The organism is Polaromonas sp. P2_G11, from assembly GCF_056403595.1.
In genome coordinates this window covers 338,628-359,913 of record NZ_JBFUFE010000005.1, presented here as the reverse complement: position 1 = coordinate 359,913, position 21,286 = coordinate 338,628, and the positions used below count along the sequence as shown (strand labels likewise).

Genomic DNA, 21,286 nt, shown 5'->3' with positions numbered 1-21,286 from the left:
TCGACAGCCTACCTGGCTTATCTTGAAAACCCGCGCGTGACTATTGCAGGCGTTCCCCTAGATTTCGTATTGTTTGGCCTGACGCTGCTCGGCGTTGCAGTGTTCCACCATCACACGCTCAAGGTGGCGTTGGCGGGCCTGGCGGTCATCACGCTTTACAAGCTCGCGCTGGGTGATTTTTCAGGCGTGCCTGGTATCGGCGGCCTGCTGCAATTGCTCGCGCACGAGTGGGTGACGCTCGGCAACTTGCTGGGCCTGTTACTGGGTTTTGCGCTGCTGTCCGATCATTTTGAAAAGAGCGGTATCCCCGCACTGTTGCCGCGCTATCTGCCCGACGACTGGAAAGGCGGCTTTGTGATGCTGGTATTGGTCTTCGTGATCTCCAGTTTTCTCGACAATATCGCGGCGGCCATGATAGGCGGCACCATGGCATCTGCGCTGTACCGCAAGCGTGTTCATATCGGCTTCCTGGCTGCCATCGTGGCCGCCAGCAACGCGGGCGGCTCGGGCAGCGTGGTGGGAGACACCACCACGACCATGATGTGGATTGCCGGGGTTTCGCCGGGCCAGGTCTTCGAGTCCTATGTCGGTGCATTGGTGGCGCTGGCCATCTTCGGCGTGATCGCTGCGCGCCAGCAGCACGCGCTGCAGCCCATCATGAAGGACGCCACTCCGGGCGCGCATCTGCATTGGGCCCGGCTGGGCATCGTCGCCATCATTCTGCTGTCGGCAGTAGCTGCCAATGTGTATTTCAACCTGCGCGATCCGGCGGTGCTGGAGCAACTGCCGGTGATCGGTATCTCGGTATGGGTGGCCATCGCGGTGACCACGCCCTGGCGCCGGCCCGACTGGCGCTTGTTGCCTGACGCCGCACGCGGTAGTGTGTTTCTGCTGTCGCTGGTGCTTTGCGCTTCCATGATGCCGGTGCAGCATTTGCCGGCCGCCAGCTGGCAAACTGCTTTCGGCCTGGGTTTTGTGAGTGCGGTGTTTGACAACATTCCGCTCACGGCGCTGGCCCTGCACCAGGGCGGCTACGACTGGGGCTTTCTGGCATACGCCGTCGGCTTTGGCGGCAGCATGCTGTGGTTTGGCTCCTCCGCTGGTGTGGCCCTGTCGAATATGTACCCCGAGGCCAAGTCGGTTGGCGCCTGGATCAAGGGCGGCTGGCATGTGGCGCTGGGCTATGTGGCCGGATTTTTCGTTTTGCTGGCCGTGCTTGGCTGGCATCCTGACGCTCCCCGTGCCCGAAAGATTGCAGCGACCGCACCGCCGGCGTCCGCAATGCATTCCCCCACCGGGACGGAAGTACCTGCTCCCGCATCACTTGTGAAAACACCATGACCAAACCCAAAATTCTCGTCGCTCGCGCCGTATTCCCCGAAGTCATCGCCCGCCTGGAACAGTATTTCGAGGTTGAATCCAACCAGGCCGACGAGACCTGGTCCAAGACCCAGCTCACCGAGCGCCTCAAGGGAAAGGACGGCGCCTTCACCACCGGCGGCGACAAAATCGACGCGGAGGTGCTGGCCGCCTGCCCGGGTCTAAAAATTTGCGCCAACATGGCGGTGGGCTACAACAACTTCGACATCGACGCCATGACCGCTGCCGGCGTGCTGGCCACGAACGCGCCCGACGTGCTGACTGAAACCACCGCTGATTTCGGTTTTGCCCTGCTGATGGCCACGGCACGCCGCGTGACCGAAAGCGAGCATTACCTGCGCGCCGGCAAATGGACCAAATGGAGCTACGACATGTTTGCGGGCTCCGACATCCACGGCGCCACGCTGGGCATCCTGGGCATGGGGCGCATAGGGCAGGGCATTGCCAAACGCGGTGCCCATGGATTTGGCATGAAGGTGATTTACCACAACCGCTCGCGCCTGGATGCAACGCTGGAAGCAGAATGCAAAGCCAGCTACGTCGGCAAGGAAGAACTGCTCAAGACGGCAGATCACCTGGTGCTGGTACTGCCGTATTCGCCTTCATCCCACCACACCATTGGCGCAGCAGAACTGGCGTTGATGAAGCCCACCGCCAACCTGATCAACATCGCACGCGGCGGTATCGTCGACGATGCCGCACTCGCTGCCGCCTTGAAGAACAAGCATATCGCAGCCGCAGGCCTGGACGTGTTCGAGGGCGAGCCCAAGGTGCATCCTGATTTGTTGACCGTACCCAATGTGGTGTTGACGCCGCATATCGCCAGCGCCACCATTCCCACACGCCTTGCCATGGCCGGGCTGGCTGCCGACAACCTGATCGCATATTTCGGCGGCAAGAAGCCGCTGACCCCGCTCAACCCCGTGGTACTGGCCGGCAAATAAGCAAGAAGAAGGCAGCAAGCGGACAATGAACAGATGATGGAATCCTGGCTGATGATTGCCTTGTTGGTGGCCAACCTGCTGTTGCTGGTCTGGCTGCTGTTGCGCAAGCCCGCCGAACCAGCGGATACGGGCCGCATCGAGCTGCTGGCAAACATCGCGGCAGGCCACGACAAACTTGAGCGTGAATTGCGGCGCGAGATCGGCGACAACTCGCGCAGTAGCCGGCAGGAATTGGCGACTACTTTCGCCACCTTCCAGCAAACGCTGGTGCAGCAAAGCGCCGAAGCGATCCGCACGCAGAACACGCAAATTGACGCGTTTTCGCAGCAACTCACCCTGCTGCAAAAAACGCTGTCGGATACCCTGACCACTCAGCTGCAGTCCGTCAGCGAGTCGAACGCCAGGCGCATGGGTGAAGTGCGCGAGACCCTGGAAAAACAGCTGGCGCAACTGCAGCAAACCAATTCGGCCAAGCTCGACGAGATGCGCAAGACGGTCGACGAGAAACTGCAGACGACGCTGGAGACGCGCCTGGGCGAAAGTTTCAAGCAGGTAGCCGACCGGCTCGAACAGGTGCACAAGGGCCTGGGCGAAATGCAGACGCTGGCGCAGGGCGTGGGCGACCTCAAGCATTTGCTCACCAATGTGAAAACGCGCGGCATTTTTGGCGAAGCGCAACTATCGGCGCTGCTGGAACAGGTGTTCACCGTCGACCAGTATGCGGCCCAGGTCATTACCCGCCGTGGTGGCAAGAACCCGGTCGATTTCGCCATCAAGCTGCCAGGTCGGTCTGATTCGGGTGAACCTCTGTGGCTGCCCATTGACGCGAAATTCCCGAGCGAAGACTACGAGCGCCTGCTGGACGCGCAACAGCGCGCCGATGTGCTGGGCGCTGAAATCGCCGGCAAGGCGCTGGAGACGCGCATACGGCTGGAGGCCAGGTCGATCTCCGAGAAATACATAGACCCGCCTTACACCACCGATTTTGCGATTCTTTTTTTGCCGACCGAGGGCCTCTATGCCGAAGTGCTGCGCCGGCCCGGCCTGATGGAATTCCTGCAGCGCGACCACCGTGTCACGCTGGCCGGCCCGACAACGCTGCTGGCCATGCTCAATTCACTGCAGATGGGTTTTCGCACGTTGGCGCTGGAAAAACGTTCCAGCGAAGTCTGGCAGGTGCTGGGTGCGGTGAAGACAGAGTTCGGCAAGTTCGGCGACGTGCTGGCCAAGGTCAAGTCGCAAACCGAAACCGTGCTCAACACGCTGAGCAGCGCCGAGCAGCGCAGCCGTGTCATGGGCAAAGCCCTGCGCAATGTCGAAGCGCTCCCGGAAATCGATTCTGCCCGCCTGCTTCCATTGGATCCGCTTGACAAAGACCTGGACAACATTTGATGCGCACCGCATGAGCTGTGCGTCATGACGCCTGAACTTGCACGCCTTATCGTGGCGCAGATCTGCCTGCACGCCTGCATGGCCGGCACGCGCATGGCGGCGCCCCTGCTGGCGCTGCGCGAGGGCTACAGCCCTGCGGCGGTGGGAGTGCTGCTTGCGTTGTTCGCTCTGACGCAAGTCTTCCTGGCGCTGCCGGCCGGCCGTTTCGCCGACCGGCATGGTCTCAGGCGCCCGATACGGTATAGCGTGTTCGCTGCGGTGCTGGGAGCCGGGGCTGCGGTGGCCTTTCCGGTGTTCCCGGTGCTGTGTCTGGCGGCGCTGCTCACGGGCGGCGCCACCGGCGCGGCAGTTATTTCCCTGCAGCGCCACGTGGGCCGTGCGGCGGTCGGCGCACTGGAGTTGCGCCAGGTGTTCAGCTGGCTAGCCATCGGTCCGGCGGTGTCCAATTTCATCGGGCCTTTTTCCGCCGGCCTGCTGATCGACCATGTGGGCGCCGTGCCGGGCAGTACTTCCGGCTACCGGGCGGCGTTTTTGTTGATGGCGATCCTGCCGCTGGCCTGCTGGTTCCTGGTGCGCAAGACGCGGGAGCTCCCTCCGGTGATCGCCGCCAGCGGCGGGGTGCAGCCCAAGGCCTGGGATTTGCTGCGCCAGGCCGACTTTCGCCGCCTCATGCTGGTGAACTGGTTTTTGTCGTCCTGCTGGGACGTCCATACTTTTGTGGTGCCGGTGCTGGGTTTTGAGCGCGGCATCAGTGCTTCGGTCATAGGCACCATCCTGGGATCGTTTGCGGTAGCCGCGGCCCTGATCCGCATGGTGATGCCGCTGGTGGCGGCCCATCTGCGCGAGTGGAAGGTACTGGCGGTCTCCATGCTGGCGACAGCCGCACTGTTCGGCATCTACCCCTTGATGCATTCGGCGATCGGCATGGGCCTGTGCTCCATCCTGTTGGGCCTTGCGCTGGGCATGGTGCAACCCATGGTGATGAGCATGCTGCACCAGATCACACCGGAAGCGCGCCACGGCGAAGCGCTGGGGCTGCGCTTGATGGCGATCAATGCGTCCAGCGTGGTGATGCCCATGTTGTTTGGATCTGCCGGCGCGCTGATGGGAATCGGCGGGGTCTTCTGGGTCACCGGGGCCATGGTCGGCGCGGGTTCACGCGCGGCGTGGCTGCTCAAGGACAGCATGTCTGCCCATGGCGGGCACCATCCCGAAACCGGGCCTACAGACGGTAAAAGTCCTTGATCAGGTCCCAGGCGACCTGTGCGTCGTCCACGTACTGAAAGAGCTTGAGGTCGTTGGGCGATATCACGCCTTCTTCCACCAGCATGTCGGTGTTGAGCAGGCGTTTCCAGTAGCTGCTGCCAAAAAGAATGATGGGCACCGGTTTGGCCTTGCGGGTCTGTACCAGCGTGATGACTTCAAACAGTTCGTCGAGCGTGCCGAAACCACCCGGAAACACCACAAGCGCCTTGGCGCGCATCATGAAGTGCATCTTGCGCAGCGCGAAGTAGTGGAATTTGAATGACAGCTCAGGCGGCACATAAGGGTTGGCCGCTTCTTCCATGGGCAGGGCGATCGCCAGGCCCACACTGAGCCCGCCGGCCTCGTGCGCACCCCGGTTGGCCGCCTGCATGATGCCCGGGCCGCCGCCGGTGCAGATGAAGAGCTTGGTCTCGGGCGGTTTTGTCTCGCTGTACTGCGCCACGAGCTTGCCGAAGGCGCGGGCTTTTTCGTAATAGTGGGCATTGCGGGCCAGTTTGCGCGCGCGGTCTATGGTTTCGGCATCCCCGCCTGCCTCGGCTTCGGCCACCATGGTGACGGAATCTTCCTCGCTGCGAAACCTGGCGCTGCCGAAAACGACCACGGTATTTTCAATGCCATGGGCCTGCTGTTCCAGGTCGGGCTTGAGCAGTTCCAGCTGGAAGCGGATCCCGCGTGTTTCACGCCGCAGCAAAAACTCCGGGTCGGCAAATGCCAGCCGTGAGGCGTCGGCCTCCAGCGGTGTGCCTTCCCGTGCATGGGCCTGCAGTTCAGCCCAGGCGTTGGCCAGGCGGCTGACGGATAAATCTTGTTTTTGTTCCATAAGCTTATTGTGAACGATCAGGTGGGGAGGGTGCTTTTCGGGGACTGGAGGCCGCGCAAAGCAAAAAGGCTCCGTAAGGAGCCTTTTGAGGGAGATGAAAGAGGCAGAAGCGGGATTACACGCGCTTGCGGTACTCGCCGGTGCGGGTGTCGATTTCGACCACGTCGCCTTGCGCCACAAAGATGGGCACGCCGATTTCAAAGCCGGTGGCGATCTTGGCAGGCTTCAGAACCTTGCCGGAGGTGTCGCCCTTGACGGCGGGTTCGGTCCAGGTGATTTCGCGCTGCACGCTGGTGGGCAGTTCAACCGAGATGGCCTTGCCGTCGTAGAACACGACTTCCAGTTCCATGCCGTCCTGCAGGTAATTGAGCGAATCGCCCATGTTTTCCGCTTCGACTTCGTACTGGTTGTATTCGGAGTCCATGCAGACATACAGCGGGTCTGCGAAGTAGGAATAGGTGCAGTCCTTTTTGTCGAGGACGATCTGGTCGATCTTGTCGTCGGCCTTGAACACGACTTCGGTGTTGAAGTTGGCGACCAGGCTTTTGAGCTTCATGCGCACGGTGGCGGAATTGCGCCCGCCGCGGCTGTATTCGGTCTTGAGCACCACCATCGGGTCTTTGCCGTTCATGATGACGTTGCCGGCGCGGATTTCTTGAGCGATTTTCATAGCAGTTTTACTGAGGTAGGCCGCTAAACGCTTGCACCGGTGTGCAGGTTCCGCGGCGGGTTGTGCAGGACGCCAAAGTCTGGTCGACCTTCAGGCTGTTCTGCAAAGCCTATGATTTTAACGTTTTTTTGTCACGAAACCGAGCAGCCGTGTCCCCAGGTCGTCTTGGGCCATGAGGCGGGAACGGGTCGCTTGGGCTGTTGCTTGCCAGGCCGGCAGGTCAATGGGGAAGGACGCCAGGCCGCCGACGGTGGGTGGCGACGCTGTTTTGCCGTTCCAGGCGGCGTGAAAAGCCCGCAGGGAGGGGGGCGCCTGGAGCATGTCCAGGAAGGCCTGCAGTTTGGCCAGGTGGGCGCCGTCATGCTGCGGATAGATGTGCCAGACGAAAGGCTTGCCGGCCCAAAGCGCCCGCACCACCGAGTCCTCCCCGCGCACAAAATTCAGGTCCGAGGCCCAGAGCAGGTGGTCAAAGCCGGTTTGCGTCAGCAGGGGGAGGTATGAAATTGATAGCTGCTTGCGCCCGTCCTTATTGGGCTGCAGCCGATTTTGATCGTCAAGCAGGGTGCGAACGGCATTTGCGGCACGCCCCGCAGCCACCAGCAGATGCACCGGTTTGCCCTGCAAGCCATGTTCTGAAAATTGCGCCAGCAGGCCTTCGAGCGCGGGGGGCTCATAGCAAAACAGGGACACCAGGGTTTCGCCGCCCCAGTGGATTCCGTAGGTTTTCAACCAGCCTGCGCGGTCAAAGCCTGCTTGCCTGTCCTGCAGGCCTGACTCGCGCAGCAGCCCGCCGGTACCAGCCGTGAAGCCCGGGTAGAAAAACCACTTGGTCCAGCCGGCGGCCGGACCGCTTTGTACCGGCGACGGCATGGCGTGGGAGCGCTCCACGTAGTCCTCGGCAGACAGGTATTCGAGATTGATCCATACGGGTTTTTGGCCTCCAGCCCAATGCTGGCGAGCGCAAACCGCTATGAAAACAGGAGCAACTTCACAGCCGAAGGCCTCAACCAGCACATCGCAGGGCTGCCCGGCGAGCCTTGCGGCGTCCAGGTCCAGGGGTTGTTCACCGGAGGGCCACGGAAATACCTGCACGCCTTCACAGCCCCCGGGGGCCATCCATGTCAATGCTGAGGCATCGTCCACCCAGAGCCGCACTTTTTGCCCGCGCGAGGCCAGGTCAGCGGCCAGGCGCCAGCACACACCAATGTCCCCGAAGTTGTCGATGACTTTGCAAAAAATGTCCCACTGCAGGCTGCGATTCATGAAAGGATTGTCCACAATACGGCCAGTTGCACCATTTCAGCCCATGACCAAAGCCCACGAATTTGACCCCCAACTGCTCAGCGAAGTCGCCGCGCTGCCCGCCTTGCCCGGCGTGTACCGCTACTTCGATGCGGAGGGCGGTGTACTGTATGTCGGCAAGGCGCGCAACCTGAAGAAACGGGTTTCCAACTACTTCCAGAAGAACCACGGCGGCACGCGCATTGGCCATATGGTGACCAGGATCGCCCGCATGGAAACCACAGTGGTGCGCTCGGAAGCTGAAGCGCTGCTGCTCGAAAACAACCTGATCAAGACGCTCAACCCGAAATTCAACATCCTGTTCCGGGATGACAAGAGCTACCCCTACCTCAAGCTGACAGGTGCGCGCCCAGCCGAAGAAGGTGCTGCGCCCACGGCCGCCGTCTTCCCGCGCATTGCCTACTACCGCGGCGCGGTCGAGAAGAAGCACCGCTACTTCGGCCCATATCCTAGCGCCTGGGCGGTGAAAGACACCATCTTGCTGCTGCAAAAGGTGTTCAGGCTACGGACCTGCGAAGACACGGTGTTCAACAATCGCACACGGCCCTGCCTGCTGTACCAGATCAAGCGCTGCTCCGCACCCTGTGTGGGTCATGTGTCGCCCGAGCAGTACGCGCTGGACACTGCCAATGCCGAGCGCTTTTTGCAAGGCCAGGCCCAGGACATCCTGACCGAGCTTGAGAGAAAAATGCTGGTGCATGCCGACAAGCTGGAGTTTGAGCAGGCCGCAGAGTTGCGTAACCAGATGTCGGCACTGTCCAAGGTGCTGCACCAGCAGTCCATGGAAATCGGCGGCGACAAGGACGTCGACATCCTGGCGGTGAAAGTGCAGGGCGGCAAGGCCTGCGTCAACCTGGCCATGGTGCGTGGCGGCCGCCACCTGGGCGACAGGGCGTACTTTCCGAGCCACGTGGAAAACGCCACCGACGTCGCGGCACTGGATGCCGAGATCGATGCGGATGCCAGGCTGGCAGCGCAAGCCGGGGCGGCCGGTGAAAGTGTTCCGCCGGTTCCTGCGCCCGCACCTGCGGGCAAATCCCTGGAGGCTCTGGTGCTGGAAGCCTTCATTGCGCAGCATTACATTGATGTGCCGGCTCCACCCACCCTGGTGTGCAGCGAGCCGGTGGACAAAGAGCTGATGGACGCCCTGAGCGCACAGACCGGGATCAAGGTCACGGCCCTTCACCAGCCGCGCGAGCAGCGCCGCATCTGGCTGGAAATGGCACAGAAGAACGCTGGCCTCCAGCTGGCCCGGCTGCTGGCGGAGCAAGGTTCCCAGCAGGCGCGCACGCGCGCGCTGGCCGAGGCGCTGGATCTTCCGCTCGACAACCTCGACACGCTGCGCATCGAATGTTTTGACATCTCGCACACGGCCGGTGAGTCGACCCAGGCCTCCTGTGTCGTGTTCCAGGAGCACAAGATGGTCAACAGCGAATACCGCCGCTACAACATCGAAGGCATCACGCCAGGCGACGACTACGCCGCCATGCGGCAGGTACTGATGCGCCGCTATACCCGGCTGGCTGAAGCCGCACGCAATGGGGAGGCCAAACTGCCCGACCTGGTGCTGGTCGACGGCGGCAAGGGGCAGGTGTCGATGGCACGCGAAGTGTTCGAAGAACTGGGCCTGGACCTGGGCCTGATTGCCGGCGTTGAAAAAGGGGAGGGCCGCAAGGTTGGCCTCGAAGAGCTCGTGTTTGCGGACGGCCGTGACAAGGTCTATTTAGGGCGGGATTCGGCTGCGTTGATGCTGATCGCGCAGATCCGCGACGAAGCCCACCGTTTCGCCATCACGGGCATGCGGGCCAAGCGCGCCAAGGTGCGGGTGGGCGGCAGCAAGCTTGAGGACATTGCCGGCATTGGCCCCAAGCGGCGCGCCAGCTTGTTGCAGCGCTTCGGCGGCATTCGCGGCATCGCTTCGGCCAGCGCGGAAGACATTGCCACGGTGGATGGCATTTCGAAGGACCTGGCCGAGGAAATCTACCGCGCCCTGCATTGAGGCCGCATCGGTTGCGTGCCCTGTTTCGGGCAGCAGTTCCTTGAAATTTGCTCAGATGTATTTGTGCAACGGAACGCACTGTTTTGGCGTGCTTTGCACCGCTATCCGGCACCACCGCACGGCTCATGCCAAAATCGGGGCATGTTTCTGACCATCCCTACGCTGATGACCTGGACCCGCATCGTTGCGATTCCGCTGATCGTGGGGGTGTTCTACCTGAACCTGGCGCCCACGGAGCGCAACCTGATTGCCACCGTGATGTTTGTCGTGTTTGCCGCCACCGACTGGCTGGACGGCTTCCTGGCGCGCAAGCTGAACCAGACTTCTTCCTTTGGTGCTTTCCTCGATCCGGTGGCCGACAAGTTCCTGGTCTGCGCCTCTTTGCTGGTGCTGGTGCACCTGCAGCGTGCCGACGTGTTCGTGGCGCTCATCATCATCGGCCGCGAGATCGCCATCTCTGCGCTGCGCGAGTGGATGGCCCTGATTGGCGCGACCAAAAGTGTGGCCGTGCACATGCTCGGCAAGGTCAAGACCACGGTGCAGATGATTGCCATCCCTTTCCTGCTGTTTGACGGCGTGCTGTTCGGCGTGATCAACACGCACGCGTGGGGCACCTGGTTGATCTGGATCTCCGCCATCCTGACGGTCTGGTCCATGATTTATTACCTGAAAAAAGCCATCCCGGAAATCCGCGCGCGCGCCAAGTAATCCTGCCCTTGGTGTTGCCGTTCTAAGGCTTCTGTTCTTGAGTTCTTCCTCTTCTTCATCCTCTTCCGGTGCGCTGATCCGGGCCATGCCCGCTGTGTTTGTCCTGATCTGGAGCACCGGCTTTATCGTCGCCAAATACGGTTTGCCTTATGCGCCGCCGCTGACTTTCCTGGCGATCCGCTATTTTCTGTCGATTGCTTGTTTCCTTGTCTGGATCGTGCTCGCCCGGGCGGCGTGGCCGCAAGGCCGGGCGCAATGGCTGCATCTGGCCATGACCGGCGTGTTGATGCATGCCGGTTATCTGGGTGGCGTCTGGATTGCCGTGAAGTCGGGCATGGGTTCGGGATTGACGGCACTCATTGTCGGACTTCAGCCAGTGCTGACTGCGCTGTGGGTTTCGTGGGTTGCCTCGCCCGAGGCTAACGGCGGCGAGGCCAGGGTCACCTCACGCCAGTGGGCCGGTCTGGCGCTGGGGCTGGGCGGGCTGTTGCTGGTGGTTTCGCGCAAATTTGGCACGGGCCATGAAGTGACGGCGCTGACGCTGGCCTGCACGGTCTTTGCGTTGTTCAGCATCACTGCGGGAACGCTTTACCAAAAACGTTTTGTCAAACCTGCCGATGTGCGCAGTGCCAATGCCATTCAGCTGGCCGCTGCTTTCGTGGTGACTCTGCCGCTTGCGCTGTTTGAAACTGAAGCGATCACGTGGAACCATCAGGTTCTGGGCGCCATGGCGTGGTCGGTGCTGGTGCTCACGCTGGGAGGAAGCTCCCTCCTTTATCTTTTGATCCAGCGTGGCGCGGCAACAGCCGTGACCAGCCTGCTGTACCTGGTTCCGCCAACGACCGCCCTGATGGCATGGCTGTTGTTTGACGAACCCATTACGCTAAGCACGATTGCCGGCACCGCGCTCACGGCGTTGGGCGTGAGCCTCGTGGTGCGGGCCGCGAAGCCGGCGGCAGCGTAGTTTTCCAGGGCGCTTCCTGAAACTGTGCGACCAGGTGGTCAATCAGCAGGCGAATACGGCGTGGCTGGTCGGTGCGGTAGGGGGCCAGCCAGTGAATGTCGGCATCGGGCATTGAATAGGCCGGTAAAACGCGCACGAGCCGGCCCGATGCGATGTGCGGTGCAATATCCCAGAGGCTGCGCAGCATGATGCCGCGGCCTTCCATGCACCAGTCGCGTACCAGTTCCCCCGAATTGCTGGCCAGCGGGCCTTGCACGCGAACGCGTACCGCTGCTTTCTCTCGTTCCCTGTGCAGCGGCCAGACATCAAAACGCTGGCCCGGGGCATTGCCGTTTTCGCGCACGATCAGGCAGGCATGGTCCTGCAAGGCCTCCAGGCTGGCGGGCGAGCCGTGCTGTTTGATGTAGCGGGGCGAGGCCACCATGATGCGCTGGTTGCGTGCAAGACGGCGTGACACCCACTGCGCCGCCTGCCGCCCCTGTATCGACCAGAGCCAGATGGCGCCGTCGTAACCTTCCAGCGCGAGGTCGGGCAAATGCTCGGTGAGCTCCAGCTGTATCTCGACACGCGGATAACGCTCCTGGAATTCCGCCAGCGCAGGGCCCAGCCACAGGCGGCCGAATCCAAAAGTTGCAGCGAGCCGGATCAACCCTGTGGGCTCCGCTTTTCGCTCCTGCAACTCTGCCTCGAGCGCCTGGAAGCCCTGCAGGAGGAGGATGGCTCGTTCGCAGACTGTTTCGCCTTCAGCGGTGGGGCTGACGCGGCGGGTGGTGCGCTGGAACAGCCGTTGGCCCAGCCTGGCCTCCAGCGCGGCAAGCCGCTTGGTGACCACCGGTGGCGCTACATCCAGGCTTTGCGCTGCGGCCGCCAGGCTCCCGTGGTCGCGAACGGCAAGCACCAGTTCAAGGTCGCTGCGCTCCATTCATTCCTTTTTAGAAATAATTGATTGCCTGATTATTGCTTGTATTGGATGCGACTGTTCTACAAAATCGGGTCAGGATCTAAAAAACGTTCAAGGCACCGGGGAATTGCTCGACCGAAGACGAACCAAGGCAGACTGATTGATGTTTGAGAATTTCGTTTCGTGCGATGTCGACGGCCCGGCCGGCAGCTTGCACACTCTGCGGGGCGGCGCAGGGGTGCCACTTCTGTTGCTTCATGGGCACCCGCAAACCCACGCGATGTGGCACCTGGTTGCGGGAGAGCTTGCGAAAAAATTCACCGTCGTGATGATGGACCTGCGCGGTTACGGTGACTCCGCAAGGGTTGCTGGGGACTCAGCGCACGAGGCCTATTCCAAACGCGCGATGGCGCTGGATGCCGTCGCTGTCATGCGTCACCATGGGTTCGAACGGTTCCAGGTGCTGGCGCACGACCGCGGCGCGCGTGTAGCCCATCGCCTTGCGGCGGATCATCCTGGCGCGGTTCAGCGGCTGATGCTGCTTGACATCGCGCCCACGCTGGCCATGTACGACAACACCTCGGATGCATTTGCCCGTGCTTACTGGCACTGGTTCTTCTTGATCCAGCCGCCGCCTTTGCCGGAGGCCTTGATTGAATCCGATCCGGTGCGTTACGTGCGCAGCGTGATGGGTAAGCGCCATGCGGGCCTTGCGGCTTTCGCGCCGGCCGCCCTGGCCGAGTACGAACGCTGCGCGCAAATTCCCGGCACCGCACAAAGCATCTGCGACGACTACCGGGCCTCTGCCACCATCGACCTGACGCACGACCGCGCGGACGTCGCGGCCGGCCGGCGCCTGGCGCAGCCGCTGCGCGTGCTGTGGGGTGAACATGGCGCGGTGGGCCAATGCTTTGATGTGCTGGACCTCTGGCGGGACCGGGCTGAAGATGTCTCGGGCCGGAGCCTGCCTTGCGGTCACTACATTGCGGAAGAAGCGCCGGCGTTGTTGCTGGCAGAAGCGCTGAGTTTTTTCAAACCCTGAATCAGCGGCTCTCAACGGGTCAAATTAACGCCAACTACAGTCAAAAAGGAACACCATGAGCAAGAGCATCGGAAAAAAACGCATCGCCGTCATTGCAGGCGACGGCATCGGCAAAGAGGTTATGCCAGAAGGCGTGCGTGTGCTGGAGGCTGCGGCCGTCAAATACGGCATTGACCTGCAGTTTGACCACTTCGATTTTTCAAACTGGGACTACTTTGAAAAGCACGGCAAGATGATGCCGGACAACTGGAAAGACCAGATTGGCGGCCATGACGCGATCTACTTCGGTGCGGTGGGATGGCCCGAGAAAATTGCCGACCACGTGTCTTTGTGGGGTTCGCTGCTGCTGTTCAGGCGTGAGTTCGACCAGTACATCAATTTGCGGCCGGCGCGGCTGATGCCCGGCATCATTGCACCGGTGGTCAGGCGTGACGGAAGCGCGAGGCAACCTGGTGAAATAGATTTTTACATCGTCCGCGAAAACACCGAGGGCGAATATTCCAGCATTGGCGGGCGGGCTTTCCCCGGCACGGAGCGCGAGTTTGTGCTGCAGGAATCGGTGTTCACCCGTATCGGCGTGGACCGCGTCCTGAAGTTCGCCTTTGAACTCGCCCAGTCCCGTCCCAAGAAGCACCTGACCAGTGCGACGAAGTCCAACGGCATTTCCATCTCCATGCCTTACTGGGACGAGCGCGTGGCCGAGATGGCAAAAAGCTATCCAGGCATTCAGCTAGATAAATTTCATATCGACATCCTGACGGCGCATTTTGTGCAGCGGCCCGACTTCTTCGACGTGGTCGTGGCCAGCAATCTCTTCGGCGACATCCTGAGTGACCTGGGGCCGGCCTGCACGGGCACCATAGGCATTGCGCCCAGCGCCAACCTGAACCCTGAGCGGAAGTTTCCTTCGCTGTTCGAACCGGTGCACGGCTCGGCCCCGGACATTGCGGGCCGCAACATTGCCAACCCTATCGGGCAGATGTGGTGCGGTGCCATGATGCTGGAGTTCCTGGGGCACAAGGATGCGCATGACGGCATCCTCGCTGCAATTGAAAAGGTGTTGAGCCCTGGAAGCGGTGCGCCGCGCACCCCGGACCTGGGCGGAAAAGCCGGGACGACAGACCTTGGCAAGGCCGTCGCTGAGGCCCTGTCCGCTTCCTGAAACCGTCATAAAGACGGCTTTTGTCAAGCATGAAAATTACACATCATGCTTACGATTAAGCCGTGAAAGCGCTGAAAAACCGTCTAGAATCCGCCTCCGCACGTTGTAAAAACTTGCTGCTGTATTGACAGGTTAGGAGTCCATGGCTCTAATTGGAATCAGCAGAAAACTGCACATGCCGCTCCCGCTGACACACTCAACACAGTGTCCCGGGAGATATTTTTTAGAGACAACCAGATTAACTTTTTATCAACGAGGGGCTCCTTGTGAACAAGACTGAACTGATCGAGCACATTGCCAAGCATGCTGATATTTCCAAAGCTGCCGCCACGCGCGCGCTGGAGTCAACCATTGGCGCTGTGAAAACAACCCTGAAAAAAGGAGGCTCCGTGTCTCTGGTGGGTTTCGGCACTTTTGCCGTGGGAAAACGTGCTGCGCGCACCGGCCGCAATCCGCGTACCGGCGATGCGATTAAAATCAAGGCTGCCAAGGTTCCAAAGTTCCGTCCAGGCAAAGCTCTCAAGGATGCTTTGAACTGAAACGGAAACTCAACGTGGGGTGCTTAGCTCAGTTGGTAGAGCAGCGCCCTTACACGGCGTAGGTCGGCGGTTCGAGCCCGTCAGCACCCACCACCCACGAAAAAAGGCGAACATGGTTCGCCTTTTTTGTTGTTGGCTCCCGGTTTGTTCGTAAAGCTGTTGCAGCACAGGAAGTTCGAGATGTTTGATTTCATTCGCAAGCACACCAAAGTCACCATGGCGTTGCTGTTTTTGCTGATTGTTCCGTCCTTTATATTGGTGGGCATGAACAGCAATGGTCCCTCCGGGAACAACAGGGGGGTTGTTGCCGTTGTCGACGGAAAAGACATCACGCAGCCCGAATGGGATCAGGCTCACCAGAGCGAGGTCCAGCGCATACGCGCTTCCATGCCGTCGATTGATGTCAAGCTGCTGGATACACCACAAGCACGCTACGCGACGCTGGAGCGGCTGGTACGCGACCGCGTGGTTGCTGCTGCTGCCCACGTCACCGACGACTATCTGGCGCGCGAGCTGCAGAAAATTCCTGAAATCGCCGCCCTGAAAGGCCCGGACGGCAAGCTCGATATGGAGCGCTATCGCCAGTTGCTGGCATCGCAGGGCATGACGCCGGAAATCTTTGAGGCCAATGTCAAGGCCGGGCTGCCGAGCCGACAGGTGCTGGGCGGTATTGGTGCAAGCGGCTTCGCCACGAATGCTGCGGCTGAACTGTCGCTCAATGCCTATTTCGAGAAGCGCGAAATCCAGCTGGCCCGTTTTGATGCTGCCGATATGGCAGCCAAACTGGCACCGACCGATGCCGACCTTGAGCAGTTCTACAAAGCCAACGAGAAACTCTTTCAGGCGCCAGAACAGGCCAACATTGAGTATGTGGTGCTCGACATCGAGACTGTCAAAAAGACGGTCACGGTCAACGAGGCCGATCTCAAGACCTACTATGAGCAGAATATCCAGCGCCTGGGTGGCACTGAAGAACGCAGGGCAAGCCATATCCTGATTGCAGCGCCCAAGACTGCCTCGGCAGCCGATCGCGAAAAAGCGAAAGCCAAAGCAGAGGAATTGCTGGCGCAGGTCAGGAAGGCGCCCGATACTTTTGCCGATGTGGCACGTAAAACCTCGCAGGACACTGGTTCGGCACCTTCCGGTGGCGATCTCGATTTCTTCGCGCGCGGCTCGATGGTCAAGCCGTTTGAGGATGCCGCCTTTGCGATGAAAAAAGGCGACATCAGCAATGTCGTGGAGTCGGAGTTCGGCTACCACATCATCAAGCTGACGGACATCAAGGCACCGAAGCGGCCCGCGTTCGAAGAAATGAAACCGCAGCTGGAAGCCGATCTCCGCAAGCAGGAAGCCCAGAAGAAATTTGCTGAAGTTGCCGATGTCTTCACCAATGGCGTCTATGAGCAGCCCGACAGCCTCAAGCCCGTGGCGGACAAGCTGAAGCTTGAAGTCAAGGCGGCCAGCAATGTGGCCCGGCAGCCCAAAACCGGTGCGGCTGGCGTGCTGTCGAATCCGAAATTCCTGGGCGCACTTTTTTCGCCGGATGCGATCGAAAAGAAGCGCAATACCGAAGCCATAGAAACAGCGCCCAGCCAGCTGGTTTCAGGCCGGATCACCCAGTACACCCCGGCACGCACCCAACCCTTTGCCGAAGTGAAAGATGTCGTGCGCCAGCGCTGGGTTGCCCAGCGCAGCGCCGAAGAAGCGCGCAAGGAGGGCGAGGCCAAGCTGGCTGCCTGGAAGGCCGCCCCGGCGTCTGCAACCGCTTTGGCCGCACCGGTGGTCGTGTCGCGTGAGCAAACCCAGAAGCTTCCCAATCCGGTGATCGATGCGGCGCTCCGCGCGGACGCGGCTGCCTTGCCGGCATTTGCCGGGGTTAGCCTCGGCGCACAAGGTTACGTCGTGATCAAGGTCAACAAGGTGGTTCCGCGCGAGGCGCCACCTGAAGCGGCAGCCAAGCAGGAACGCAACCAGTACACGCAGTGGTGGACCGCCGCGGAAAATCTGGCGTATTACAACGGCCTGAAAGATCGCTTCAAGACGAAAATCCTGGTGGCAAAGCCTCCTGTCGCCAAGGCAGGCGCAGAAGAAGTCGTCACCCAGTAAATTGCAGCGGCTTTGCCGCTATAATGCAGGGCTCCGGTGGCTGTAGCTCAGTTGGTAGAGTCCAGGATTGTGATTCCTGTTGTCGTGGGTTCGAGCCCCATCAGCCACCCCAGTATTTGAGAAGTCCCGCTTGCCGCAAGGCTCGCGGGACTTTTTCATTTGGGGCCTGGCGCGGCTGCCTTACACAGGCGGGGCCATACCCTAGTTCACCATGACCAGCTTGCCCTTGACGCCCCGTGAGCCCATGTGGGTATAGGCGGCTTTCAGTTCGGCCATGGGCATGGTGCGGTCGATGACCGGTTTGATCTTGCCTTGGGCATACCAGCCGGCCAGCTCGGCCATCATGGCCGCATTGGCCTTGGGTTCGCGCTTGGCGAAGTCGCCCCAGAACACGCCGACGATGGAAGCGCCCTTGAGCAGCGTGAGGTTGAGTGGCAGGGACGGGATGGGGCCTGAAGCAAAGCCCACTACCAGGTAACGGCCCCGCCACGCGATGGAGCGAAAAGCCGGCTCGCTAAACTCGCCGCCGACCGGGTCATAAATCACGTCAGGTCCCTTGCCTTCGGTCAGTGCCTTGATTTCGTCACGCAGGTTTTTCGTGGTGTAGTTGATGGTGGCGTCCGCGCCAATGGACGTGCAAAGGGCACATTTCTCATCGGTCGATGCGGCTGCGATTACGCGAGCTCCGGCGGCCTTGGCAATCTGTATGGCGGCGGTGCCCACACCGCCTGCCGCACCCAGCACCAGGACGGTTTCACCGGCCTTGAGTTGTGCGCGGTCCATCAGGGCGTGCCACGAAGTTGCGTAAATCATGATGAAAGCGGCGGCATCCACAAAGGGGAACCCTTTTGGCAAGGGCATGCACAGGGCCGCCGGTGCAAGGGTGTGCGTGCCGAATCCGCCGGTGCCGGAGAGGCAGGCCACGTTTTGCCCCACCTGGAGGTGCGTGACGCCTTCACCTACCGCCTGAACGATGCCGGCGTATTCGGAGCCGGGCACAAAGGGCAGGGGCGGCTTCATCTGGTACTTGTTCTGCACGATCAGCAGGTCGGGAAAGTTCAGGCTGGCGGCCTTGATCTCAATCAGCACTTCGCCTGCCTTGGGTTGCGGTGTTGGCAATTCTTTCCAGGTCAGGGCGTCTACGCCGGTGGGGTTTTCACAAAGCCAGGCTTGCATGGAATGTCTCCGATAGAAGGAATGCTGCGACAGGTGCAGAAGAAAAAGGGGGGCGGCCGACGGAAGGAGGCGGCGCCTTGCCTGCATCATAGGCAAAGCGGCAGGTTTTGCGATGTCCGGCAGAGCTCAGGCTGTCGCAGCCGTGACCGTAAAATCAGTTTATGAAAATCCTCATTTGCAACGACGACGGTTACCAGGCCTCCGGCATCATTGCCCTCTATGAAGCGCTTAAAACCGTTGCCGATGTCGAGGTGGTGGCCCCCGAGCACAACAACAGCGCCAAATCAAACGCGCTGACCCTGCACTCGCCGATGTACGTGCAGACCGCGGCCAATGGCTTTCGCTACATCAACGGCACACCGGCAGACTGCGTCCACATCGCGCTGACGGGTTTGCTGGGCTACCGGCCCGACCTGGTGGTTTCAGGTATCAATAACGGCGCCAACATGGGCGACGACACGATTTACTCCGGAACCGTGGGCGCTGCCATGGAAGGCTACCTGTTCGGCATTCCTTCCATCGCGTTTTCCCAGACTGAAAAGGGTTGGGCGCACATTGATGTGGCAGCCCGGCGTGCGGCCGAGCTGGTGCAGCAACTGATGCCCACCCTGGAGGCCGTGGCGGAAGGCGCTGAGCCGACGGTGCCGCCCTGGCTGCTCAATGTGAACATTCCCAACCTGCCCGACAACGAGATCCAGGGCGTGAAGGTGGCCCGGCTGGGGCGGCGCCATGCGGCCGAACGCGTCATCGTGCAGACCAGCCCGCGCGGCGAAACCATGTACTGGATTGGCGGTGCAGGGCCTGCGAAAGAGGCTGGTGAAGGAACCGATTTTTATGCCACCAGCCAGAAGTTTGTGTCCATCACCCCGCTGCAGGTGGATTTGACCGATCATGAGCGTCTGCCTTATTGGGCTCAAACCGCTGCCCGGCTGGCCGAGTTGCACAAAAAATCGTCATGAAATCCAGCCTCAAACCGCCATTCAATCCCGCTGCCAAAGCGCCGGCTGCAGCAGGCCGCCCGGCATTTCCGGTTCGCCTGAAGCCCGACGCGGGTGTCCCATCTGCTACAAAATCAATAGCTGGTAGCGCAAGACCAGAGCGCGCTACAGGCCAAAATAGCTTGAAGAAACCGGCACCGACCGCAGCCTCCGCGTTGCCGGGCGGTGTCGGGCTCGATTCGCACACCGTGCGCGCGCGCATGGTGAGCAAGCTTGCTGCACAAGGTGTTGCCGATGCGCTGGTACTCGCCGCCATGGGGGCTGTCGAACGCCATCGTTTTGTCGACACCGCGCTGGTCAACCAGGCCTATGAAGACACCAGCCTGCCGATTGGCCTGGGGCAAACCATTTCCAAACCCAATGTGGTGGCCCGCATGCTGGAGCTGCTGCGCCACGGCGCGGCCGGCAAGCTGGGGCGGGTGCTTGAAATCGGCACTGGCTGCGGCTACCAGGCCGCGGTGCTCAGCCATCTGGCGACGGAGGTCTACAGCATCGAAAGGCTGCGCGGCCTGCACGACAAAGCCAGGGAGAATTTGCGGACTTTGCGCCTCCCCAATGTGCACCTGCTGTTTGGTGATGGCATGATGGGCTACGCCAAGGGCGCGCCATATGCGGCCATCATTGCGGCTGCCGGCGGGGAAGCCATTCCGCCTGCCTGGATTGATCAGCTGGCTGTGGGCGGCAGGCTGGTGGCGCCCATGCAAACCGCCGGCGGCGCCCAGGCGCTGGTGGTGGTCGACAAAACCCCCCAGGGCGTCAGGCAGACCCTGCTGGAGGCCGTTCATTTTGTGCCTTTAAAATCGGGGACAAGCTGACGATCCGGCCACCTGCAGGACTCAGGCCGGTTATCGATATAGCAGTGACGGCATTGAACCATCCGATCATCCAGTTAACCAATACGCCATACCCGTCAGATTGACGACGAAAGAACCAATGAATCAAACCGTACGGCCGAACCGGGCAGTGTCTGTGGATGCCGCAGGCGCAAGTCATGGCGCCCGCTCAACGCTCGGCAGGCTGGCCCTGCCATGCGCCCTGGTGGCAGCGTTGCTGCTTGCCGCAGGTTGCGGCACGCGTTCTTCCACCCATGCTCCGGTTGAAGACCGCGGCACCGGACTGTCGCGTCCCACCCCAGGCGCGGTGGACGCAGGCAATGTCAAACAGTTGCCCGGTTTTGAAAACGCCGGAAAACCCGGTTACTACACCGTCAAACCCGGTGACACCATGATTCGCATCGGCCTGGAAAATGGCCAGAACTGGCGCGACATCGTGCGCTGGAACAACCTTGAAAACCCCAACATCATCGAAGTAGGGCAGGTGCTGCGTGTGGTGCCGCCGACCAGTGAAAACCCGCTGGTGGTGACCCGCCCCGTGACATCCGGCTCGGCCACCACGTCGACAGCATCCACCACGCCGACGCAGGCTGCCAGCGCGGCGCGTCCCGCGTCAGCACCGGCCGGCACCAGCCCGGCACCCGCAGCAACGGGCGATGAAGACATCGCCTGGATCTGGCCCGCGCAGGGCACGATGCTGGCGGGTTTCGATGAAGCCAAAAACAAGGGCCTGGATATTTCAGGCAAGGCGGGGGACCCCGTCATTGCTTCGGCCGACGGCCGCGTGGTGTACGCCGGCGCCGGCCTGCGCGGCTATGGCAACCTGATCATCCTCAAGCACAACAACACCTTCCTGACGGCCTATGCGCACAACCAGACCTTGCTGGTGAAGGAAGACCAGAGCGTGCGAAAGGGCCAGAAGATCGCCGAGATGGGCAACAGCGACGCGGACCGCGTGAAGCTGCATTTCGAGATTCGCCGCCAGGGCAAGCCTGTCGACCCTTCCAGATACCTGCCTGCCAAATAAGCGGTATTTCCATCCACAGAAAGGAGCCCCGCGTTTGCCGGGCTCCTTTTTTGTTTC

At 61.1% G+C, this 21,286-nt stretch carries 19 protein-coding genes and 2 tRNA genes; 16 read left to right on the top strand and 5 right to left on the bottom strand.

Annotated elements, in window-relative coordinates; all coding sequences use genetic code 11:
- Nucleotides 1–36 precede the first annotated feature (36 nt).
- From AC1DWQ_RS19115 to AC1DWQ_RS19100, 4 genes are read left to right on the top strand one after another with little or no spacing between them, the layout of a single operon-like run.
- A complete protein-coding gene (locus tag AC1DWQ_RS19115) occupies nt 37–1,341 on the top strand; it encodes a citrate transporter (protein WP_477671029.1) in 1,305 nt (434 codons plus the stop codon).
- Nucleotides 1,338–2,324 (top strand): 2-hydroxyacid dehydrogenase, encoded by a 987-nt coding sequence (locus tag AC1DWQ_RS19110; protein ID WP_477671028.1) that lies wholly within the window; start codon nt 1,338–1,340, stop codon nt 2,322–2,324. The genes AC1DWQ_RS19115 and AC1DWQ_RS19110 overlap by 4 nt, the downstream gene beginning before the upstream one ends.
- A 36-nt stretch (nt 2,325–2,360) precedes the next feature.
- The gene (locus AC1DWQ_RS19105) at nt 2,361–3,716 is read left to right on the top strand and encodes a DNA recombination protein RmuC (RefSeq protein ID WP_477671226.1); all 1,356 of its coding nucleotides are present in this window, start codon (nt 2,361–2,363) and stop codon (nt 3,714–3,716) included.
- A 24-nt stretch (nt 3,717–3,740) separates the two neighbouring features.
- A complete protein-coding gene (locus tag AC1DWQ_RS19100; protein WP_477671027.1) occupies nt 3,741–4,961 on the top strand; it encodes an MFS transporter in 1,221 nt (406 codons plus the stop codon).
- Here the strand turns inward: AC1DWQ_RS19100 and AC1DWQ_RS19095 are convergent.
- The 3 genes from AC1DWQ_RS19095 to earP all read right to left on the bottom strand — a co-directional run bounded on the left by AC1DWQ_RS19095 (nt 4,939) and on the right by earP (nt 7,735).
- Nucleotides 4,939–5,802 (bottom strand): LOG family protein, encoded by an 864-nt coding sequence (locus tag AC1DWQ_RS19095; protein WP_457278831.1) that lies wholly within the window; start codon nt 5,800–5,802, stop codon nt 4,939–4,941. The two genes, AC1DWQ_RS19100 and AC1DWQ_RS19095, sit on opposite strands and share 23 nt — an antisense overlap.
- A gap of 115 nt (nt 5,803–5,917) precedes the next feature.
- Nucleotides 5,918–6,472, bottom strand: a complete 555-nt coding sequence (gene efp, locus AC1DWQ_RS19090) for an elongation factor P (protein ID WP_411883615.1) — start codon at nt 6,470–6,472, stop codon at nt 5,918–5,920.
- Between the two features lie 117 nt (nt 6,473–6,589).
- Nucleotides 6,590–7,735, bottom strand: a complete 1,146-nt coding sequence (earP, locus tag AC1DWQ_RS19085; protein ID WP_477671026.1) for an elongation factor P maturation arginine rhamnosyltransferase EarP — start codon at nt 7,733–7,735, stop codon at nt 6,590–6,592.
- 43 nt (nt 7,736–7,778) lie between these two features.
- Between earP and uvrC the strand changes: the two genes are divergently transcribed.
- From uvrC to AC1DWQ_RS19070, 3 genes are all read left to right on the top strand, one after another.
- Nucleotides 7,779–9,773: an excinuclease ABC subunit UvrC gene (uvrC, locus tag AC1DWQ_RS19080; RefSeq protein ID WP_477671025.1), complete on the top strand. Its 1,995-nt coding sequence runs from the start codon at nt 7,779–7,781 to the stop codon at nt 9,771–9,773.
- Between the two features lie 141 nt (nt 9,774–9,914).
- Entirely contained in the window at nt 9,915–10,481 is a 567-nt protein-coding gene (gene pgsA / locus AC1DWQ_RS19075) for a CDP-diacylglycerol--glycerol-3-phosphate 3-phosphatidyltransferase (RefSeq protein WP_477671024.1), read from the top strand.
- A gap of 85 nt (nt 10,482–10,566) precedes the next feature.
- The gene (locus tag AC1DWQ_RS19070) at nt 10,567–11,445 is read left to right on the top strand and encodes a DMT family transporter (protein WP_477671225.1); all 879 of its coding nucleotides are present in this window, start codon (nt 10,567–10,569) and stop codon (nt 11,443–11,445) included.
- Here the strand turns inward: AC1DWQ_RS19070 and AC1DWQ_RS19065 are convergent.
- Nucleotides 11,390–12,367 carry a LysR family transcriptional regulator gene (locus tag AC1DWQ_RS19065; RefSeq protein ID WP_477671023.1) on the bottom strand — a complete coding sequence of 326 codons (978 nt, stop codon included), beginning with the start codon at nt 12,365–12,367 and terminating at the stop codon, nt 11,390–11,392. The two genes, AC1DWQ_RS19070 and AC1DWQ_RS19065, sit on opposite strands and share 56 nt — an antisense overlap.
- 142 nt (nt 12,368–12,509) lie before the next feature.
- Here AC1DWQ_RS19065 and AC1DWQ_RS19060 point away from each other — a divergent pair, with 142 nt between their 5' ends.
- The 6 genes from AC1DWQ_RS19060 (at nt 12,510) to AC1DWQ_RS19035 (ending at nt 17,307) form a co-directional block, all read left to right on the top strand.
- Nucleotides 12,510–13,388, top strand: a complete 879-nt coding sequence (locus AC1DWQ_RS19060; protein ID WP_477671022.1) for an alpha/beta fold hydrolase — start codon at nt 12,510–12,512, stop codon at nt 13,386–13,388.
- Nucleotides 13,389–13,455: 67 nt separating this feature from the next.
- On the top strand, nt 13,456–14,550 hold the full coding sequence (locus tag AC1DWQ_RS19055; protein ID WP_477671224.1) for a tartrate dehydrogenase: 1,095 nt from the start codon (nt 13,456–13,458) through the stop codon (nt 14,548–14,550).
- Nucleotides 14,551–14,816: 266 nt separating this feature from the next.
- Nucleotides 14,817–15,089, top strand: a complete 273-nt coding sequence (locus AC1DWQ_RS19050; protein ID WP_007874140.1) for an HU family DNA-binding protein — start codon at nt 14,817–14,819, stop codon at nt 15,087–15,089.
- A 17-nt stretch (nt 15,090–15,106) separates the two neighbouring features.
- Nucleotides 15,107–15,182: transfer RNA gene (locus AC1DWQ_RS19045), tRNA-Val, on the top strand.
- Nucleotides 15,183–15,269: 87 nt separating this feature from the next.
- Complete coding sequence (locus AC1DWQ_RS19040) at nt 15,270–17,195, top strand: SurA N-terminal domain-containing protein (protein ID WP_477671021.1); 1,926 nt, start codon at nt 15,270–15,272, stop codon at nt 17,193–17,195.
- Between the two features lie 36 nt (nt 17,196–17,231).
- Nucleotides 17,232–17,307: transfer RNA gene (locus AC1DWQ_RS19035), tRNA-His, on the top strand.
- A gap of 89 nt (nt 17,308–17,396) precedes the next feature.
- Here the strand turns inward: AC1DWQ_RS19035 and AC1DWQ_RS19030 are convergent.
- Nucleotides 17,397–18,371 carry an NADPH:quinone oxidoreductase family protein gene (locus AC1DWQ_RS19030; protein ID WP_477671020.1) on the bottom strand — a complete coding sequence of 325 codons (975 nt, stop codon included), beginning with the start codon at nt 18,369–18,371 and terminating at the stop codon, nt 17,397–17,399.
- Between the two features lie 161 nt (nt 18,372–18,532).
- On the opposite strand from AC1DWQ_RS19030, the gene surE reads away from it, so the two are divergent.
- The 3 genes from surE (at nt 18,533) to AC1DWQ_RS19015 (ending at nt 21,229) form a co-directional block, all read left to right on the top strand.
- On the top strand, nt 18,533–19,330 hold the full coding sequence (surE, locus tag AC1DWQ_RS19025) for a 5'/3'-nucleotidase SurE (protein ID WP_457278821.1): 798 nt from the start codon (nt 18,533–18,535) through the stop codon (nt 19,328–19,330).
- Nucleotides 19,327–20,184, top strand: a complete 858-nt coding sequence (locus tag AC1DWQ_RS19020) for a protein-L-isoaspartate(D-aspartate) O-methyltransferase (protein WP_477671019.1) — start codon at nt 19,327–19,329, stop codon at nt 20,182–20,184. Before surE ends, AC1DWQ_RS19020 begins: the two co-directional genes overlap by 4 nt.
- Before the next feature lie 118 nt (nt 20,185–20,302).
- Nucleotides 20,303–21,229, top strand: coding sequence for a peptidoglycan DD-metalloendopeptidase family protein (locus AC1DWQ_RS19015; RefSeq protein ID WP_477671018.1), 927 nt, complete (start codon nt 20,303–20,305; stop codon nt 21,227–21,229).
- Nucleotides 21,230–21,286 lie beyond the last annotated feature (57 nt).

Excerpts from the sequence above, each read along its gene's own strand:
- AC1DWQ_RS19040 (WP_477671021.1), top strand. The coding sequence starts at position 15,270 with ATGTTTGATTTCATTCGCAAGCACACCAAAGTCACCATGGCGTTGCTG.
- surE (WP_457278821.1), top strand. The coding sequence starts at position 18,533 with ATGAAAATCCTCATTTGCAACGACGACGGTTACCAGGCCTCCGGCATC.
- AC1DWQ_RS19070 (WP_477671225.1), top strand. The coding sequence starts at position 10,567 with ATGCCCGCTGTGTTTGTCCTGATCTGGAGCACCGGCTTTATCGTCGCC.
- efp (WP_411883615.1), bottom strand. The coding sequence starts at position 6,472 with ATGAAAATCGCTCAAGAAATCCGCGCCGGCAACGTCATCATGAACGGC.
- uvrC (WP_477671025.1), top strand. The coding sequence starts at position 7,779 with ATGACCAAAGCCCACGAATTTGACCCCCAACTGCTCAGCGAAGTCGCC.
- pgsA (WP_477671024.1), top strand. The coding sequence starts at position 9,915 with ATGTTTCTGACCATCCCTACGCTGATGACCTGGACCCGCATCGTTGCG.
- AC1DWQ_RS19095 (WP_457278831.1), bottom strand. The coding sequence starts at position 5,802 with ATGGAACAAAAACAAGATTTATCCGTCAGCCGCCTGGCCAACGCCTGG.
- earP (WP_477671026.1), bottom strand. The coding sequence starts at position 7,735 with ATGAATCGCAGCCTGCAGTGGGACATTTTTTGCAAAGTCATCGACAAC.
- AC1DWQ_RS19030 (WP_477671020.1), bottom strand. The coding sequence starts at position 18,371 with ATGCAAGCCTGGCTTTGTGAAAACCCCACCGGCGTAGACGCCCTGACC.
- AC1DWQ_RS19105 (WP_477671226.1), top strand. The coding sequence starts at position 2,361 with ATGGAATCCTGGCTGATGATTGCCTTGTTGGTGGCCAACCTGCTGTTG.
- AC1DWQ_RS19060 (WP_477671022.1), top strand. The coding sequence starts at position 12,510 with ATGTTTGAGAATTTCGTTTCGTGCGATGTCGACGGCCCGGCCGGCAGC.
- AC1DWQ_RS19100 (WP_477671027.1), top strand. The coding sequence starts at position 3,741 with ATGACGCCTGAACTTGCACGCCTTATCGTGGCGCAGATCTGCCTGCAC.
- AC1DWQ_RS19015 (WP_477671018.1), top strand. The coding sequence starts at position 20,303 with ATGAATCAAACCGTACGGCCGAACCGGGCAGTGTCTGTGGATGCCGCA.
- AC1DWQ_RS19065 (WP_477671023.1), bottom strand. The coding sequence starts at position 12,367 with ATGGAGCGCAGCGACCTTGAACTGGTGCTTGCCGTTCGCGACCACGGG.
- AC1DWQ_RS19110 (WP_477671028.1), top strand. The coding sequence starts at position 1,338 with ATGACCAAACCCAAAATTCTCGTCGCTCGCGCCGTATTCCCCGAAGTC.
- AC1DWQ_RS19020 (WP_477671019.1), top strand. The coding sequence starts at position 19,327 with ATGAAATCCAGCCTCAAACCGCCATTCAATCCCGCTGCCAAAGCGCCG.